Origin of the sequence: Microcoleus harperi Pol14_C6 (assembly GCF_036701295.1) — a bacterium.
Taxonomy (GTDB): Bacteria; Cyanobacteriota; Cyanobacteriia; order Cyanobacteriales; family Microcoleaceae; genus Microcoleus.
The window spans coordinates 84,955-103,527 of record NZ_JAUBQN010000024.1 but is presented as its reverse complement, the minus strand read 5'-3'; the positions used below and the strand labels follow the sequence as shown (position 1 = coordinate 103,527).

8 protein-coding genes and 2 pseudogenes are annotated in these 18,573 nt (G+C 44.3%); 4 read left to right on the top strand and 6 right to left on the bottom strand.

Going from position 1 to position 18,573, the window contains the following annotated elements; genetic code table 11:
* Positions 1-1,729: 1,729 nt before the first annotated feature.
* Together QUA27_RS17230 and QUA27_RS17225 are read left to right on the top strand one after the other, a co-directional pair.
* Positions 1,730-2,932: pseudogene (locus QUA27_RS17230) on the top strand (Hsp70 family protein); the annotation flags it as partial.
* Positions 2,921-4,741, top strand: coding sequence for an alpha-2-macroglobulin family protein (locus QUA27_RS17225; RefSeq protein WP_333069280.1), 1,821 nt, complete (start codon positions 2,921-2,923; stop codon positions 4,739-4,741). The pseudogene QUA27_RS17230 and the gene QUA27_RS17225, both read left to right, overlap by 12 nt.
* Here QUA27_RS17225 and QUA27_RS17220 read toward each other — a convergent pair.
* The gene (locus QUA27_RS17220) at positions 4,726-5,607 is read right to left on the bottom strand and encodes a CPBP family intramembrane glutamic endopeptidase (RefSeq protein WP_333069276.1); all 882 of its coding nucleotides are present in this window, start codon (positions 5,605-5,607) and stop codon (positions 4,726-4,728) included. The genes QUA27_RS17225 and QUA27_RS17220 overlap by 16 nt on opposite strands.
* Before the next feature lie 296 nt (positions 5,608-5,903).
* On the opposite strand from QUA27_RS17220, the gene QUA27_RS17215 reads away from it, so the two are divergent.
* Both QUA27_RS17215 and QUA27_RS17210 read left to right on the top strand, forming a co-directional pair.
* Positions 5,904-7,250 carry a P-loop NTPase fold protein gene (locus tag QUA27_RS17215; RefSeq protein WP_333069275.1) on the top strand — a complete coding sequence of 449 codons (1,347 nt, stop codon included), beginning with the start codon at positions 5,904-5,906 and terminating at the stop codon, positions 7,248-7,250.
* Complete coding sequence (locus QUA27_RS17210) at positions 7,247-13,327, top strand: NACHT and WD repeat domain-containing protein (RefSeq protein ID WP_333069273.1); 6,081 nt, start codon at positions 7,247-7,249, stop codon at positions 13,325-13,327. Before QUA27_RS17215 ends, QUA27_RS17210 begins: the two co-directional genes overlap by 4 nt.
* A gap of 278 nt (positions 13,328-13,605) precedes the next feature.
* Here the strand turns inward: QUA27_RS17210 and lpxD are convergent, their stop codons facing one another.
* The 5 genes and pseudogenes from lpxD to rlmD all read right to left on the bottom strand — a co-directional run bounded on the left by lpxD (position 13,606) and on the right by rlmD (position 18,511).
* Complete coding sequence (lpxD, locus tag QUA27_RS17205) at positions 13,606-14,646, bottom strand: UDP-3-O-(3-hydroxymyristoyl)glucosamine N-acyltransferase (RefSeq protein ID WP_333069272.1); 1,041 nt, start codon at positions 14,644-14,646, stop codon at positions 13,606-13,608.
* Positions 14,647-14,789: 143 nt separating this feature from the next.
* Complete coding sequence (locus QUA27_RS17200; RefSeq protein WP_333069271.1) at positions 14,790-15,107, bottom strand: YkvA family protein; 318 nt, start codon at positions 15,105-15,107, stop codon at positions 14,790-14,792.
* Positions 15,108-15,521: 414 nt separating this feature from the next.
* The gene (locus QUA27_RS17195) at positions 15,522-16,637 is read right to left on the bottom strand and encodes an SPFH domain-containing protein (RefSeq protein WP_333069270.1); all 1,116 of its coding nucleotides are present in this window, start codon (positions 16,635-16,637) and stop codon (positions 15,522-15,524) included.
* 134 nt (positions 16,638-16,771) lie between these two features.
* Positions 16,772-16,921: pseudogene (locus QUA27_RS27435) on the bottom strand (hypothetical protein); the annotation flags it as partial.
* Positions 16,922-17,098: 177 nt separating this feature from the next.
* The gene (gene rlmD / locus QUA27_RS17190; protein WP_333069269.1) at positions 17,099-18,511 is read right to left on the bottom strand and encodes a 23S rRNA (uracil(1939)-C(5))-methyltransferase RlmD; all 1,413 of its coding nucleotides are present in this window, start codon (positions 18,509-18,511) and stop codon (positions 17,099-17,101) included.
* Positions 18,512-18,573: the final 62 nt, after the last annotated feature.

The window sequence follows — 18,573 nt, the reverse complement described above, 5'->3', positions numbered from 1 at the left end:
TCTATCCTGGCTCTTCGCTGTGCTTATCTCAACGGTCAACTTTCAATTTGATGTATGTGCCAAAGTGAGATGCACCCCATCTAGCCTACTGTGTGAAGGCAATTCTTAACTATAACGTAAAAATTGTAAAACTCAAATTTCGTTTTAATAAGGGTTATAGGGAAAACTCTCCTCCTTAAGTAGTAACCTCCCACTGATGTTTTTAAACCAAGCTAAGCCAATATAAAAACACACTTTATTCACCTCAAACAGTGCAATGTCTAATTTAAATATTCATGTTACCGACCCAGAACTGGCTCGTTACTATGCCGCTCGAATGTTAGTCGGGAATGCCTTCGCCTTCATCGATTCCCAACCATCCAAAAATTATAAAAATTATCAAATTGCACTAGAAAACTTTTACGGCCCACCACAACGGCGCACTATTCCCTTAGTGCCGAACGGTCAGATATTTCCCGGTTTTAAGATCAAACCGCAAATACAACATTTTAAAAAATCCCATATATTGCTACCAGACAAGGAAATTTATCAAGCAATTCATGACTCGGTACGTTTACTCATCATAGCCCCCGACTGGTTAATAAAAAAAAGTCAGGATGCAACATCACAGGCAGTTGTGGAATTAGCGATCGAAAAAAATTGGAGCGTTTACCGCACTCAAAAAATCGAGTTAGGGGCAGAGGGACTCACCTTAGTAGAACTGTCTCAGCTTCCTGTAGGGAATTATCGAGTTTACCTGAAAGACACGGAAGACTGGGAATATCAAAATAATAAATTGGAATGGTCTTTCACTGTAGCTGAATATGTTCTCTCACCTTTGCAAGCTACCCTAAAAAGCCATGAATTGCAAGAACATAATTTAAATTGTCGCCTGCAAGTCGAGCGTTTTAATCAACCGCTTAACCAACCCATACAAGTTGAATTGTGGATTGGAGAACACAAACTAGGTGAACAGCAACTAGAACCCGTCAAAGTTGGCATTTATGACGCTAATTTCAATTTACCATTTTTCACTACTAAAAGATTAGAATTGCGGATCAGTTACCTCGATGCAGTGGCGACAGTTGTGATTCCAGGTTCTCAACAGATAGACCGAGGTGCAACTTTCCTTTCAAATTTAGGGCGAGAAGTGCGAGTAAGCATGATGCCGCAACCGCAAACTAGATTAGTGCGGGGACTGTATGTGAGTGAAAGTAGCAGGGTGGAAAATACCCCAGAGCCCGATATGAATGATGGCTGGTACGTGTCTGGGTGTGAAAGTAGCAAGGTGGAAAATACCCCCGTGATGATTGTTGACCCCACACCTGCCAACCGTCAAACGCCGTTGCGGTGGATGGTTGGAGCACAAGCAGCGCGGTTATTAATATTAGATTTGCAAGGAAATGTTTGCTGTGAAAAAGACTTAGGCGATGTCGTTTCTGGACACGAAATAGATATTGAAGTGCCCGCACCTATAGGTTTGATAGCTATTGCCGCTTGGATAGAAGATAAAGCTTGGGAAGGTTGGTCAACATTACTTGTTCCTTCAACAGCACAGCTAGCTGTAAGCGCGCCTGCAACTGCTAGTCCGGGCGCAACCGTAGAACTGAGTCTTACCGCCGATAAAGCCGCAGCCGTTTACCTGCGAGTGCGGGATAGCCGTTTAACAGGTGCTAGTCCTGAAGAAAGTCTCGCCGCCTCACTCCAGGAAAAGTTACAAGAAGTAAGTAATTGGGCAACTTCGCGCTATATTACACAAAACCTCACACAACACCCAGAATGGAGTCGTTTCAAAAGCAGCAACGTAGTCGGCATTGACTTGGGTGCAACTCGCTCAAAGGTAGCTATTAAGAAGTACGGTCAAATTACGACGATCGCTAGTATTTCTTCGGTGGTTGCCTATACTCAAGATCGAGCTTGCCTTGTAGGTGAGGAAGCTAAACGTCAAGCTGCACTCAACCCAGAAAATACTTTTCATTCTCTCAAGAAGTGGCTCGGACGCAAATATAATGAAGTCCTCCGCGAAGCCAGTCAACTACCTTACCAAGTTACCACTGTTAACGGTGATATTGATCTTAATTGTCAGAATTTAGGCAAACAATTGACACCCCAAGAAATAGTAGCGGAAATTATCCGAAAACTGATTGACGAGGCTAGTAACTACTTGGAGGAAGAAGTAAATCAAGCCGTAATTACAGTTCCTGCTTATTTCAATGATGCTCAACGTCAAGCTATCAAAGAGGCTGGCAAAATTGCTGGAATTGAAGTATTGAGAATCATTAACGAACCTACAGCGGCGTGTTTAGCTTACGGGTTGGATAAAAAGTCTAACGAAACCATCTTGGTATTTAACCTCGGTGGTACCACGTTGGACTTGTCCATTCTAGAAGTTGGCGATGGCGTGTTTGAAGTGCTAGCTACTGCCGAGGAGGCTCATGTAGGAGGTGATGAATTTGACAAGAAAATTGTCGATTTCATCGCGAATGAATTCCAAAGATCCGAAGGAATTGACCTCCGAAAAGACAAACAAGCACTGCAACGTCTGACAGAAGCAGCAGAAAAAGCCAAGATTGAACTGTCGAGAGTTACCGAAGCCCAAATCAACTTGCCGTTTATTACCGCGACTCCAGACAAGCCAAAACACTTGTCCACGACTTTGACGCGCGCCAAGTTTGAAGAAGTGTGCTCGGATTCGATCGATAGCTACCGCATCCTCGTAGAAAACGCGCTAGAAAACGCCATGCGCAAAGCCAAACTTGGCAAATCTCAAATTGATGAAGTTGTTTTAGTTGGCGGTTCTACCCAAATTCCAGCAGTTCAAGCATTAGTCAGGCAAATACTGAATAAAGAACCTCAGCAGAGCATTAACCCAAATGAAGTAGTGGCTTTCGGTGCTGCGATTCAAGCAAGTTTTCTTCCGAGAGAGCAGAGTGGCATATTCTTGGTAGATTTGCCCGATCGCGCTAATGAAAAATTCTTGCCACGGACTGACTTTGCTGATGTAGCTTACTGCGGTATTGTTCGCACCGATGAATTGGGTAAGGCTGAGGTTAGTTTCAAATTACCCGATGCTATTACTTCCTATAATATTGAAGCATTTGCTTTGTCTCAGTCGGGTAAAGAATGGTGCAGTGTCAAACAGCATTTGGAGGTTTCCCTACCTATTTGGGCTGAATTTAAGCTACCTAAGTTCATTTATCCGGGCGATAAAAGTCCCGCAACTTTATACGTAAAGTGTACTAGCGGGCAATTCTGGTTGCGGTTATTTTGTAACGGTGTGCCGATTGAATTCAGTTTATTGGATGCGGAACAAATCGCACCCTGTACTTATCAAGGCAATCAAGCTAAGGTAATTTTTGAAGTACAGCCTGGTGAGTGGCGTGCCGAAGTGCAGGATTTAGTTACTCAGGATTATGATGTTTGCGTGGGAACTGTTGGTGAACTCGGTAAGTTTCAAGAAGTGGCACAGCGCTTTCAATTATTGCGGGCTGGCGAAACTTTTGATTTGCGATCGCACCAAGTATTGGAATTGCGAGTTTTATCCTGTTTAGAAAAGCCTTTTAACTTGCTGTGCGATGCAACTATTAATTACGAACATCACTGCTGCGAACAAACGGCTGCTAAGCTTCTAGCTGCGGTTGCTTCTCTAACAGCAGGAGGCAATGCGGCGAAGTTGCGCGATGTAATTATAGCTGGAGTGGCGCGAGAACAAAAGATGTATTTGCCGGGAAAAGGATTAGCTTTATACCCTCCACAAACAGGGACTGGTAATGCTCAAGCAGATAATTATTGGGGTAGAATAGCTGCCCAATATCTATGCGATTTAAGTACGACTGGCGAGTCTTTATTTGGTTTAGCAGCAGTTAAGAGCGATCGGGAACTTGAGTTTGCGTTGCGAAGCGCGATCGCCATTGGTGAAGGTGCTGCCGCGGCCTATCATTTGCCAATTATACCAACTCAAATTGCCAACGGTCGCGATGCTTACCGTTCTTTCATGGGGCTTGCTTCAACCAGAAATGAAGCTTTGTTATATGCTCGCAGTTACCTAAAAACTAAAAAAAGAACGCATCAGAATAACGTCATCAACCGCAGCGAACAAGCTTACTGTGCGGCAGTTTTGTTAATGGCGGGGGAGAATTGCGATTTGCGATGGGCTTTAAATACTGTCAACCAACTTGCCAACTGTTTAAATGGCAGCGGTAGTTTATATTCTACTGTGGATTCGGTAGGAATGATTGCCTTAATGAGTGCTTTGCAAGCTGCGGGAATCAATTTGAATGGTACTGTATATGCCCTGCAGGAAGGTGAAATGCGTGCCCTGGAATCAGAGGAGGTTTTTAGCACTCAAAAAATCGAGGCGATCGCTCTCTTGGAAGGTACAGCTTTAGTTGAGATGAAAACTATTGCGATCGAAGATTGGAGTACCTTTGTCGCAGATATACCAGTCAAAATTCAATTGAGCAAAACGAATAGTTCTCTACAACCGGGTGATACTGTTGAACTAATTGCCGAAGTGGAATCTTACGAACCGGGTTTGTTACTGCAAGTATGTTTGCCGCCTGCACTTTCTCGTTTGGAAGGAGGAGGCGAAGTCAAACGATTTTCAGTAGACTTTTGCGGTCAAACAACTCTCAAAATTCCGCTGCGAGTCAGTGGTTACACTTCACCTGCTGGCGAACATTGGCGCGCGGTGGTAAGGAATATGTTTAATGAAGAAGAAACGGGTAATTCTGGATTGTTGCGCGTTCAAGTTGGTGGTTGATAACCCATCACTATTGACAGTACGGCTGCTGTTGCTAGCAGTAGGAGAATTCCGGCTGCACCTGCTAGCGGCTTGGCGGCGATTCCTGTAATCCATTCTGGTACGCTAGAAGTAGGTTTAATTGCGCCTTCTGTATCTACGGTAGTTATACCCCAAATCCAAGCTGCGTGAATGCCGATCGCCAATCCTAAACTGCCATTGTCGGCGATGCGGGCTAATGTTAAAACCATCCCCATCAGCCACAATCCGGGCAGTTGCGGTAGAGTTTCATTGGCGGCCCAAATTAGATGGGCGATCGCGAAAATGAAACTGGCGAGCGCTGCGGCGATTAGCAATGAGTAATCTTGCTGGAGGATTGTTTGCAAGCAGCCGCGAAAGATTAACTCTTCTGTGGCGCTAATCCACAGTGCTAATAACAGAGTCAGCAGACTAGCAGGGTTAAAAATTAAACCCCAAAAATTAATTATTTTTTCGCCTGTTTCGGTGGAATTTTGCCCGATTTGTAGTTCGATCCAGCCTGCGGTTAATTGCAGGCAGAATAAAATTACTAAGCTGATTATTCCTAATCCTAATCCCCGCATTAATGACATCAAAACTGCGGGTTGCCAATCCCAACCCCAGTGGGCAAAAGATGTGTTTTCGATCCAGCTTGTTGCCCATAAAATGAAGGGCACAATCAGGTAGAGGGAAGCTAGTAAAGGTAGTTTTTTGTTTCCCAGGGGTTGGGGTGGATGCCATTTGAGGGCGATCGCCAGCACAATTGCTGCGGGAAGCCACACAACCATCCAAGTTGAGAAAAACAAGATTATTTTGACAATTGCTGGTATTGACGGCGACAGCAGTCGCAGGTTGTTTATGCTATTCACATTTAAGGGGTTGCGATCGGTACGCCTCTAATCAGTTAAAAACTTGACATTATTGGACAAATGGCAATAAATGTAACCATCAAAATGGTGAATGGGTGTGGCAGGGTTTTCAACGAATACTCTGCAAGCATACCTTTTCCACAGTCAAATCAAAAGCACCCGATTTCCTGACGGTAACTTTCGACACTTGGAGTTGGATGGGTGTAAGTGCCCCCACACAGGCAGCATCGAGCCAGTGAGTGCTGCGAACCTAAATGCAGAATATAATCGAGCATAATATATAATTGAGCGGTTTGATGATACTAGATTTACACAGATTCTTTAAAGCATCCAATCCCAGCCGGACTCTCGATATCAGCCAACCTGAAGATCGACAGTATTACATCGATTTTTCAGCAGTGCGAGGGAGCAATCTGATCAAAGAACTGGGTCGTACTATAATCTTCTCCCAAGATGAGCCCACTTGTCAGTTATTCACCGGACATATCGGTTGCGGGAAATCCACTGAATTATCGCGACTAAAAGCAGAGCTAGAACAAAAAAGTTTCCACGTAGTTTATTTTGAGTCTTCTCAAGACTTCGATATGGGAGATGTGGATATCAGCGATATCTTACTGGCGATCGCCCGTCAAGTGAGCCACAGTTTGGAGGCCGCTCAAATCCAACTCCAACCAACCCGTTTCCAGTATTTACTCCAAGGAGCTGCCAACCTTTTAAACTCAGAAGTCACCGGAATCAAAGCTAAAGTTCCTGTCGTGGGCGATATCGGCATCAATGCAGAACCAGGAAAGTTTTCCCTAGCAGTAGGAATAGGAGAAATAACCACAAAAGCCAAGGATAGTAAAGATATTCGCTCTCTGTTAAGACAACACTTGGAGCCGCGAGTCAATAATATTTTAGAAGCCATTAATCAGGAACTAATTGAGCCCGCCCAAAAGCAGCTAAAGCAGCAAGGCCAAGCCGGAATGGTTGTGATTGTTGACAATCTAGACCGGATTGATAACAAGCCAAGGTCATCAGGAAGAACTCAACCAGAGTACCTTTTTGTTGACCGAGGAGAACAACTGAACAAACTCAAGTGCCACGTTGTCTACACCGTCCCCTTAGTTCTTGCTTTCTCCAATGACAAAGAAAATTTGACTAATCGCTTTGGCTCAGATCCTCAACTGTTGCCGATGGTGCGAGTGCATGAACGATGTGGCAGTCAATGCTCTGAAGGCATTGCTTTGCTCCGAAAAATGATTCTAGCAAGAGCTTTCCCTAATGTAGATTCAGAGCAACGCAGCAGCTTAATTTCAGAAGTGTTTGACGCATCAGAAACGTTAGATTACCTCTGTCAAGTCAGTGGCGGTCATGTGCGAAACTTGTTAGTGCTGCTTAATAGCTGTATGAAAAAAGACGACCCGCCTTTTTCCCGCGATTTGGTAGAGCGAGTCATTAGCCAGCGGCGCAGCGAACTGAGTAAAGCAATCACGCCCCACGAATGGGAACTGCTACGGCTGGTAGCGCAACAAAAAACTGTCAGAGGTGAGGAAGAATATCAAACTTTACTGCGGAGTTTGTTTGTCTTTGAGTATCGCGATGCAGATGAAAGTTGGTTTGATATCAACCCTATTTTAGCAGAGGCAAAGGAGTTGCAATGATGAATGATCCGTTACCCGAATTAATACAGATTAATCAAGCGTCTTTGAAAACCCTGATCCGGGGAATTACTTGCTTTCAAGAAGAGTTTTCCTTAATTTTAGCCGTTTGCAACTACAGAACATTGCGGGAACAAATTGTGCACCAGTTGCGGGAACAATGTCCGGTTCAGATTCGGGAATTGGTGCTAGAAAAGTCCGTTCAAACTCTCTACACCAGGATTGCGGAAGAACTGGGTGCAGAACAGCCTAATGCACTAATGATAGTCGGTCTGGAGTCTCTGATCGAAATCGACCCGGTTTTGAGGGCGACCAATCAGATTCGAGAGGAGTTTCGCAACTTTACTTTTCCTGTAGTGTTGTGGGTGACAGATGCGATCCTGTGCAAGCTGATTCGGTTGATTCCAGATTTCCACAGTTGGGCAACGACGGTGGAGTTTCAAATGACGGTGGACGAGTTGATTCAATTGATTCGGCAAACTGTTGATGAGGTGTTTGCTAAGGTTTTAAATTCTCGCGAAAACGTATTTTTAGATAATGCTGCACTCGATCTTGAAAAGGGTTCTGCGCGTTGTGCTGAACTCAAGTCAGCTCGTGAAGAGTTACAAGGTCGAGGGGTAATGTTAGATCCAGAGTTGGAAGCTGGTTTGGAATTTATCCTGGGTCGAGTCGCGGATAATTCCGATGTTGTATCTCGCCAGCATTACGAACAGAGTTTGGCTTTGTGGCAGCAAACAGGCGATCGACAACGTTGCGGAATTTTACTATTTTATATTGGACTGTGGTGGCGTAATTATGCAGCACGACATCGCGTGGAGTATCAGCAAGCTGCCGATCGCGCCAGAGACTATTTTCAGCAGTCAATAGAGGCTTTTGAACAAGCCAATCGTCCCGACTTAGCGGCTAAATTTATCAATTTCTTGGCAGAGGTGCTGCATCGCCTGAAGCGTTGGCGCGAACTAGAGCTGGTGGCGCAAAAAGCCTTAGTTCTCCATCAAACCCATTACGACCAATTCAGACAAGCGCGAGTTCATGGCTTTCTCGCTGAAGTGGCATTGTCTACATCATTGTGGATTGAGGCAAAACAAGCGGCGCGGCAGGCTCTGATTCTACTAAGTGATGCTACAGAGACTATATCAAATCCATCGCCTGAACAAAGTGTTTTATTGGATTTAGAACTTTCTTTTCATCAAGGTTGGTATTTGTTTTCGCTAGCGAAAGCACAACAGCAACTCGGTCAGGTATCAGAGGCGATCGCCACTTTAGAAACTGCCAGGAATCAAACCAAACCTCAATACGATCCTGAGCTTTACATCCAGATTTTGACAAGTTTGCGAGAAGACTATTTCCAACAAGGACAATACCTCGATGCCTTTTATATTAAACAAGAGCGACAAGCGATCGAAAGTCAGTTTGGTTTTCGAGCTTTCATCGGTGCAGGGAGGTTGCAGCCAAAACAACAGATTGCCAATCCAGCGTTACCCTCTGCCGAATCGCAACACGAAGTTGCCCAGGAAATTGCCTCTTCGGGACGGTTGCACAGTGTCGAATGCTTGCTGGAACGGATCGAGCGAGATGACTGCAAACTGACGATCATCCATGGGGAATCAGGGGTTGGCAAAAGCTCGATCGAGCAGGCTGGACTAATCCCTGCTTTGAAGCAAAAGCCGATAAATGCCCGCAGTGTTCTGCCAGTTTTACAACAGGTTTATGCAGATTGGGCTGAGGAACTGGCTAAGTGTTTGGCAAAAGAACTGGTCAATATTCAAAAAGGATTTTCTTTAACCCTTTTTAGTATCGAAGAAAGAGAAGATGACCAATCTGATGTTCGGCTTGACTCCGCTACCTTAAGTTTAACAGACACTCTGCTCGCTCAGTTACGGAAAAATGCGGAGCATAATCTGTTAACTATTCTGATTTTTGACCAATTTGAAGAATTTTTCTTTATTTGTAAAGACAGCGTAGAAAGAAAAAGATTTTATGATTTTTTGCGCGCTTGTTTAGATATCCCTTATGTAAAAGTAATTTTTTCGCTTCGAGAAGATTACCTGCATTATTTATTAGAATGTACGCGATTCACTAATTTTGATGTGATTCATAATAATATTTTGGATAAAAATATTATTTTTTACTTGGGTAACTTTAAGCCCGATGAGGCCAAGTTAGTTATTCAAAGTTTAACTGAAAGAACTCAGTTTGAGTTAGAACCTGCTTTGATTGACGAACTTGTCAAAGATTTAGCAGGAGAAGTTAACGAGGTGCGTCCAGTGGAACTGCAAATTGTGGGCGCACAATTACAATCTGAGAATATTACGACCCTAGCCCAATATCAAGAAAAAGGGCCAAAAGCAGCACTGGTAGGAAGATTTTTAGAAGAAGTTATTAAAGATTGCGGTTCAGAAAATAAGCAGCTTGCTGAACTTGTTTTGTGGCTGCTAACAGATGAAAATAGTACCCGCCCTCTCAGAACTCGTGAGGATTTAAAAAAAGGTTTAGAAGACTTACTAACAGATATCCCTCACCTAGAATTAGTTCTAGAAATTTTTGTGAAGTCGGGGTTCGTATTGCTGTTACCTAGTTTTCCCGACAATCGCTATCAACTGGTTCACGATTATCTGGCTGATTTCGTGCGCCGTCAAAAAAACAATGAACTAATTGAAGAATTGGAAAAAGAAAGAGCGCAAAGGAAGCAAAGTGAAGCTGAGTTAAATCGGGTGCTGAAACGTCAATTAAAACTGGCGATGACCGGCGGGGCTATGATGGCAGTTCTCGCAGTCCTAGCAGGTGTATTGGGAGTGGCAGCAAAAATCGGTGAAACTAATGCTGAACTCAAGCAAATTAGCGCCAACTCCGAATCTCTGTGGGCTTCAAATAAAGAGTTAGAGGCGTTGGTAGAAGGTTTAAAAGCTGGAAAAAAGCTTAAACACGGATGGAAAATCGAACCGAGTACTAAGAATCAAGTAGTGTCGAGATTGCAAGAGGTTGTTTATAACGTTAGAGAGCGCAACCGATTGGAGGGTCATACCGATACTATCACAGATATTAGTTTTAGCCCTGATGGCAAATACATTGCTTCTGCTAGTAAAGATAAAACTGTCAAGCTTTGGAACCGCGACGGTAGCGAGAAAAAACCTACTTTGCAAGGAAAATATGGGAATGAATTTACAAGTGTCGCGTTTAGCCCCGACAGTCAAATTATTGCCGTTGGAAACAAGGATAGTAACATTTACCTCTGGCGTCTGAATGGCACATTAATTAAAACTTTAAAAGCACACAGAGACTGGGTGACAAATATTCGATTTAGTCCTGACGGTAAGACGATTGTTTCTGCTAGCCGGGACAATAGTGTAAGACTTTGGAACATTGATGGCACTCAGAAAGAAAAGCTGGAAGGGCATAATTCTACTGTTAACATCGTGCGTTTTAGCCCTGACGGTCAAAGGATTGCTTCAGCTAGTGAGGATGGTACTATCAAACTCTGGAGTTTAGAGGGCAAGCAACTTCAATCTATAAATAGTCCTGGCGTTTTTGACTTGGCATTTAGTCCAGATACCAAAACTCTGAGTGTAGCTAGTAGGGACAATACCATCAAAATCTGGAAAATTGATGGTATTTTACTCAGAACATTTAATAATATAGCAGGTTTTTCTAGTCCTGTTTTCGCTTGTTTCAGTTATGATGGTAAGTTTTTGGCTACTGTTGGTCACTATCTTCAAGGGAATCTTTGGAAGATAGGAGGTAGTAAAATTGAACAGTTGAAAGATTTAAGACTGCCCGCTCCGACAACTGGCACTTTGAGTCCTGATACTAAAACTATTGCCTTAGCTGGTAAGGACAATGTAGTGAAACTTGTGAGTCTAGATTCAGAGACTTTGGATCTCCATGAAGAGGGAATTAATAAAAGCAATGTTATCGGGCTTAGCCCTGACAATTTGCCCGTTTCTATTGATGATAACCAGTTGAAATTTTGGAACAGCGACGGAACCGTAAAAAATTCCATAGAACTTGCCGATCGCATGGAAAACGTAAGTTTCAGTCGCGACGGTAAGGTAATTGCTTTAATGGGTACTCAGGCGACGACAAAACTGTGGAACAGTACAAACAAATTACTGAATACCTTCGAGGTGCATTCGTCATTGCCCGAAGTCAGTCCTGATGGTAATCTCATGGTTACTGTAGAGAGAAATAATACAGCAAAGCTGTGGAACCATGATGGCAAGCTAATTGGAAATCTGCCCGGTCACAAAGCACGTATTACGAAGGTAATTTTTAGTCCTGACAGTCGGCTGGTTACGACTGTCAGCCAAGACAATATAGCCAAGCTGTGGAACCATGATGGCAAGTCTATCGGCACTTTGCAAGGTCACACAAAGAAGATTTCAGAAGTTATTTTTAGTCCTGACAGTCAGCTTATTGCTACTGTAAGTTTGGATGATACAGTGAAGCTGTGGAATCGCGAGGGTGTACTGATTCAAACAATTGAGAAGTCTAGTGACCGATTAAATGGACGGACTTCTTCCGATAAAAGTCAAGTAAAATTTAGCCCCGACAGTCAGATTTTATTTGTCCCCAGCAATTACAATGACGTGCAACTCTGGGGTCGAAATGGAAAAGTTATTCCCACCCTTAAGGGGCATGATGGGCTAGTTTATAGCGCGATTTTCAGCCCCAACAATCAGATTATTGCTACCACGAGTTCCGATCGCAATGTGAAACTTTGGAGGCGGAATGGGGCTTTGATTACCACTTTACCGCAAAACTTCTATGAAGTTGATGTTAGTTTTAGCCTTGACAGCCAACTGCTTGTTTCAGTTAATAATTCTAGTATTGTCAAACTTTGGGGTATTGACGGGAAAGAAATCGCGAATCTGGCAAATAATAGCGATGATTCTCCTAAAATTAGTTTCAGTCCTGACCGCACAACCGTTATATTGATAGCTAAGGATAACGTCAAACTTTACAACAGAAAAGGTGGGCTAACGGGAACTATAAAAAATGACGGGGATGACGTTCCTCCAATTAGTGTTAGTCAAGATGGAAGACTAATTGCTTCTGTCGCTCGGAATAATGTAATAAAGCTTTCGAGTAGTAATAATGGCAAGCTGATCAAATTCCTGAAGGGACATCACAGTAAAATTACTTTAGTCAATTTTAGTCCAAATAGTAAGATGCTTGCCACAGCAGACAAAGATAATACTGTCAAGCTTTGGGAGAGCGACGGTACACTGCTTCTAACTCTTAAGGGACACGGGAACCGTGTTGAACGTGTGGATTTTGGAGCGGATGGCAAGACATTTGCTGTTTCCGGTGTTGAAGATGTGGTGCAACTCTGGAATAGGGAACACAAAAAGATAGTTGCTACTTTAAAAGGACACCGCGATCGCATCAATAGTGTCAGTTTTAGTCCTACCAGTCAGCTAGTTGCCTCTGCCAGCGATGATAAAACAGTGAGACTGTGGGATTTTGATGGTCATGCACTGCATATTTTAGACAAACATCTAGATAAAGTAAATCGCGTCCGTTTTAGTCAGGACGGTGAGATACTTGCCTCGGCAAGTAATGACAAAACCGTAAAACTTTGGAACTTAAAAGGTGGATTGATTAAAACTCTTGAAAAACAACATAAAAGTCCTGTTCGGGATGTAATTTTCAATCATCATAGTTCAATAATTGCCTCAGCTAGCGATGACAGCACTGTTATCCTCTGGAATTATCAAAGTGGCAAGCTTAAGCATCGCTTATCAGGACACAGTGCGTCTGTTAAAAGCCTCAGTTTCAGCCCAAATGGTGAGATACTTGCCTCGGCTGATGAGAATAGTGTAGTAAACATTTGGAGCCGCGATGGGATAATGCTAAAAAGCTTTAAATATGGAAGCTTTAATGGTAATAACATTAGCTTCAACTCTGATGGGCAGCAGATTTTTACTTGGATGCGGGGCGAAGATAATGGCTATTACCGTAAACCCTTGCTGTGGAGTATGAACCTCGATGAGCTTTTACGTATCGGTTGCCTGAAGGCAGGGGATTATCTGAAGAATAACCAGAATTTAGAGAAGAACGATCGCTCTCTTTGCGACTAGCTATGAAATGGATAGTCAATAATTTCGGTATACTGAATTAAGTCTGGCCTGTGAGGGGCGCGTGAATAAGACCCTCAAACCGTCGAAAAATCCTTGCGGGCGATCGTTAAATCTTCTTCTTTTAACAGGTGATATCATGTCCCGTTGATTCGTCCTTATCTGGGGGGGCGGGTTTATAAAGCTGTGGGCTTTAAAATTAAGAAAACTCGCGAACCCGACCCTACAGAACTTGACATTATACAAGAATGAATCAAGATGCTTAAGTATCTAACTAATGACTACCGATCGAGCTTGCGCTGAATTTGCCTCAAAGATTGGTACATTTCCGGCAAACGGTTGTAGACGGCTGCGGCTTTTAGAAATAGTTTGTGGGGAATTGCGGGAACGCCCGTCACGATCGCACCTGCGGGCACGTCGCTGTGAATTCCGGCTTTAGCAGTGGCGATCGCCCCATCTCCGATTTTGGCTTGATTAGCAATTCCCACTTGACCTGCCAAAATTACATTGTTGCCAATTTTTACCCCGCCAGCCATGCCAACGTGAGCGGCAAAAGCGCAATTTTTTCCTACTTGACAGCCATGACCTACCTGTACTAAATTGTCGATTTTTGTATTCTGGCCGATGCGGGTTTCTCCGACAGCGGGCCTGTCGATCGTGCTGTTGCAGCCAACCTCAACGCCCTCTTCTAATACAGTGCAGCCAGACTGCTCCATTTTCACCCATCCTGTGGCTGTCGGCACGAACCCAAAACCTTCGCTGCCGATCGCCGCACCGCTGTGAATCACGCAATTTGCCCCGATGCGAGTACGTTCGTGAATGACACAGTTAGCGTGTAAAACTGTGCCGGGACCTATTTCCGCATCTGGGTAAATTACGACATTTGGATGAATGCAAACGTTGCTGCCAATTTTGACTTTTGCTTGAATAACGACGTGGGGGCCAATATAGACATTTTCACCAATTTCTGCTGAGGGGTGAACGACGGCTGAGGCATGAATTTCGGATGCTGGGCGAAACGGTTGATAGAAAATGGCGATCGTTTCAGCAAACAGCAATCGCGGATCTGGTGCGGCAATCCAAGCAATATTGCGATCGTCACATTGAGCTTGGATACTTTCATCTAAGGGTAAAATTAAAGCCGAAGCATTTGTAGTGGCTGTATGAGCGGCAAATTTAGCACCTTCTATGTAACTGATAGTACCGGGTGCAGCTTCATCAACAGGGGTCGCGCCTGTAATTTCTGGATCGGTAGCAACCGACGCTGTGAGGGTGCGACTGGTGGCTAAGTTAAGTTTTTGTACTATTTCGCTAAACTTCATCTATAAAAATTTGTTGTTAGCACAGATGGATCATAGTTAAAATTACCAGTTTTGGAGCACGATCTGAGCAGTTGGCATTTAAAAAACAAAAACCCCGATTTCTTGAAGAAGTCGAGGTTGTAGCGCTCGATTATTTTTGGCAATTATTTTACAGAAACTGCATCTACGTCAACGGTGCTGCCTTGGGCTTCAGAATAATCGGCACCGGTGGCTTCGGATGCTGAGGCTGTCTCTGTTTGGCGGGATTTAAAGTAGTCGATCGCCATTTGGGAAACTTCGGAAATCAGCAAAACTGCGATCGCCACATCGTCAATTTGTCCGACGACGGGGAGAAAGTCTGGGGCAATGTCGATCGGGCTTACCAGATATGCCAGCGTTCCCAGAATAATCCACCAGCGGTATTTGGGGTTGCGGAGGGTGTCGCGGTACCAGTTGTAAACAGATTGTATAGAAAAGTTCATGGGGTTGTCCTCTACTTATATTTTCAATCTTGACAAATTGTCGCTCGAAATGCTTGTGGAGATATCCCCCCTAGGGTTGGCAAGAGACTTCTACCTGGGAGTATAGGGAATTGTGGAGGGAGAAGTTGTCAAGCTGTGTCGGAAGGGCGGGGACTCGTGACAACGCCCCTACAGAAACCTGACAGATGAAAGCCGATGGAATTAATCTGTGTTTATCTGCGCTTATCTGCGGTTTAAAAAAACATTCATATTGTTGACGGTAGATTCGGCATCTATTACTTGTAGATCGTGATTAAAGCAAGTTACTTAGATTGGGATTGTGTTACCGCAGATGTCAGCAGATAAACACAGATGAACGCCGATGGGATTTATCTGTGTTTATCTGCTGTTTAAACAAATCTTCATCTCTCTCTCTCACGAATTTTGAAATATCCATTTTTGGTCGCCGATCGCAATTTCGCAGCCATTGGGCAGCCAAAAAGGCTCGTTAGCAGCCAGCCTCTGCCCACCCACAAAAGTGCCGTTGGAACTGCCGCTATCGACAAGCTGGTATCGCTGTTTGCCAATTTCGTCCGTGGCCCGGCGGATTTGAGCGTGGTAGCGAGAACTTTGCGGATCTTGTAATACTAAAGTGTTGGTTGGTTCGCGTCCAATTGTAAAAGGATTTGCCGTTAAAGCGATCGCTTCTCCAGAAAGTTTGTAGATTAAATATGCGGTTGTTTTGCGATCGCTGCTTGCGAGTACCGTCGGTGCAAGTTGGGGAGGATTTCTCCCTGCTGGGAGGCTGTTTTGAGCAAGTTGTTGTGTCAGTTGTTGTAAATCGCGATCGAAGCCCGCTGCTGTGTCGGAAGCTGGAATACTCGCAGGAGAATTACCTGAAATTAAGTTTAACTGCTGTACGGGAGATTGAGGAACAATCGGGCGGCCGGCTTCGGCAATTCTCATTTGCAGGGCGGCGGCATTTTCTGCTTCTTGTCGGGCACTCATTCCCTCAACTTGGCGAATAACTCCGTTGGTTTCGGGAAAGCTGACATCGCCAATTCGCACGTCTTCTAAGTTAAAACCTAGGGTATAAAAATCTTGGACGCGATCGAGCAAATTTTGGCGCAGTAACTGCCGTCCTTGACTGATAAGCTGTTGTAGGGGTATTTGCCCGATCGCTAATCCCATACAATCCTTAACTGCACTTGCTAAAGCACCTATAGGATCGGACAATTCCAAAGCTACCCGTTTCGGATCTATAACTTGATAAATAACGGTCAGAGTGGCATCAATTAAAAATCGATCCTTAGACAAAAAATCTCCGTGCGACTGCACCTCCAAATTGCGGAGTTTGGTGTCTACGAGGACAATTTGAGACTGTTCCAGCAGGGGAAGGGCAAAGCTGAAATGTCGCCCGGATTTTAGGGTACGCACGGCGCGGCCGTTTTTGACCAACACACCCGTGTAACCCGCCCCTATAAAGTCCATACTAAACCCGGCCCAGCGTTCTGGAGTTATCGTTTGAATTAGGGGAGAAGTGTTGTTCATGGGAGGGAGTTGAGGGAGGGAAGATTCTATTTTTAGGGTAACAAATTGCTGGGGGCGAGCGATCGGGCGGTGTGCCGGTTCCGCAACCTCTATTCTATACTTCTGGACACCCCCCGATTCAGGCAGGACTGGATCTAGTTTGCACCCCAGCAATCCACCTTCTGTTTGTACTGGATTCCCACTTTTGCCATCACCCACGGGGAAGCAATATTTTCCGGTTTGGAAAGCGCTAAAATGCGATCGAGTCCTAGAGTTTGAAACCCGTATTCTAAGATAGCAAACGCTGCTTCATTTGCTCAACCCCACCCCCAGTTTATATCTATTTGTACTCACTTACTCACTAGGCTTAAATTGCATACATTCGCAAAAAATCTTTAAATTATTATCTGCGTTGCATCTATGGTTTCCCTATCAATCAAAGATTTATGCAATAAGTGTAGTGGGTCGATCACCCTTTTGATTTACCGCACCAAAAAAGCCACACACTCAACATGAGAAGTCTGAGGAAAGAAATCCGCCGGCTGCACTCGCGCTAACTTATAATCCCCATTTTCGCACAAAATCTTCAGGTCGCGAGCCAAAGTAGCAGGCTTGCAGCTAACATAAACAATGCGATTTGGTTTGATTTCCTTGATAGCTTCCAAAACCGCGCGATCGCACCCTTTCCTCGGCGGATCTAGCAGCAGAATATCCGGTGTCAATCCCAAGGAAGGCAGCAAACTCTCTACAGTTCCGGCCTGAAACTCGACATTTCTCACGTCATTTAACTCAGCATTTAATTGGGCTTGTTCGATCGCCGCCGGTTGCACTTCTAAACCAATGGCTATTTTTACTTGTTTTGCCAGAGGTAAAGTAAAAGTACCAATTCCGCAGAAAGCGTCAACCAAAATCTCGTTTCCCTGCAAATTCAATTCCCCTACCATCACCTCTAACAACGCTTCAGCAGCCTCTGTATTAACCTGGAAAAAAGTATCGGCTCTTAGCTGAAATTTCAAACCAGCAAAGCTTTCTCGCAGATAAGAACGACCAGCAATGCAGCGAGTTTCGGAACCAAAAATCACATTAGTTTGAGCGGGATTTATATTCAAACAAACCCCTGCCAGTTGAGGATATTGTTTCAGCCACTGAGATGCTTGCTCTTCGAGTCCCGGCAAGTCTCCAGTGCGAACTATTAAAGTTAGCAGCATCTCGCCAGTGCGCCGTCCGATCCGCAAGGACAAGTGACGCAATTCTCCTGTATGTTTCTTTTCGTCGTAGACTGGCCAATCCCGCCAGTGGATGTCTTCTTTGACTTCTTTTAACAAAGGATTGAGGCGCGGGTCTTGCACCGGACACTGATTGAGATTGACTAATTTGTGGGTGCTTTTTTGATAGTAACCTGCTTGGACTTGACCTGTTGCAGATATTGCCACGGGATAAGTCGCTTTGTTGCGGTATCCCAAAAATTGAGGAAATCCCTCGATTTTTCCAGTTAAAATTTCATCAACTTGCAGATTGCTAAATCCGCCAATCCTTTCTAAGGCTTGAATGATTTGATTTTGCTTGGCTGCAAGCTGATATGGATAATCTACGTGCTGCCACTGACAACCGCCGCACTTGTCGGCCACAATGCAGTTAGCTCGAATGCGGTGTTCGGAGGTTTCCAGAAGTGTGTCCAGCTTGCCTGTAGCATAGGTGGATTTGACTTGCACGAGGCGCACAAGGACTCGATCGCCCGTCACTGTATCGGGCACAAACACTACTAACTCACCAAAACGACCAACTCCATCGCCGGTGTCTGTCAAGTCGGTAATCTCTATCTCAATCAGTTGACCTTGCTGGCAAGGGTTTGCCAATTTCGTCGAGTTTGGGGTGGGGAATTTAGATTTGGTCACAAGTAGTCATGGTAGGATTTAATATGGTAATGCAATATCGCTCTCTCTTTCCTGAGATAAGT

Bases quoted from the DNA above. Each gene is read 5' to 3' on its own strand.
- lpxD (WP_333069272.1), bottom strand. From the start codon at position 14,646: ATGAAGTTTAGCGAAATAGTACAAAAACTTAACTTAGCCACCAGTCGC.
- QUA27_RS17200 (WP_333069271.1), bottom strand. From the start codon at position 15,107: ATGAACTTTTCTATACAATCTGTTTACAACTGGTACCGCGACACCCTC.
- QUA27_RS17210 (WP_333069273.1), top strand. From the start codon at position 7,247: ATGATGAATGATCCGTTACCCGAATTAATACAGATTAATCAAGCGTCT.
- QUA27_RS17215 (WP_333069275.1), top strand. From the start codon at position 5,904: ATGATACTAGATTTACACAGATTCTTTAAAGCATCCAATCCCAGCCGG.
- QUA27_RS17195 (WP_333069270.1), bottom strand. From the start codon at position 16,637: ATGAACAACACTTCTCCCCTAATTCAAACGATAACTCCAGAACGCTGG.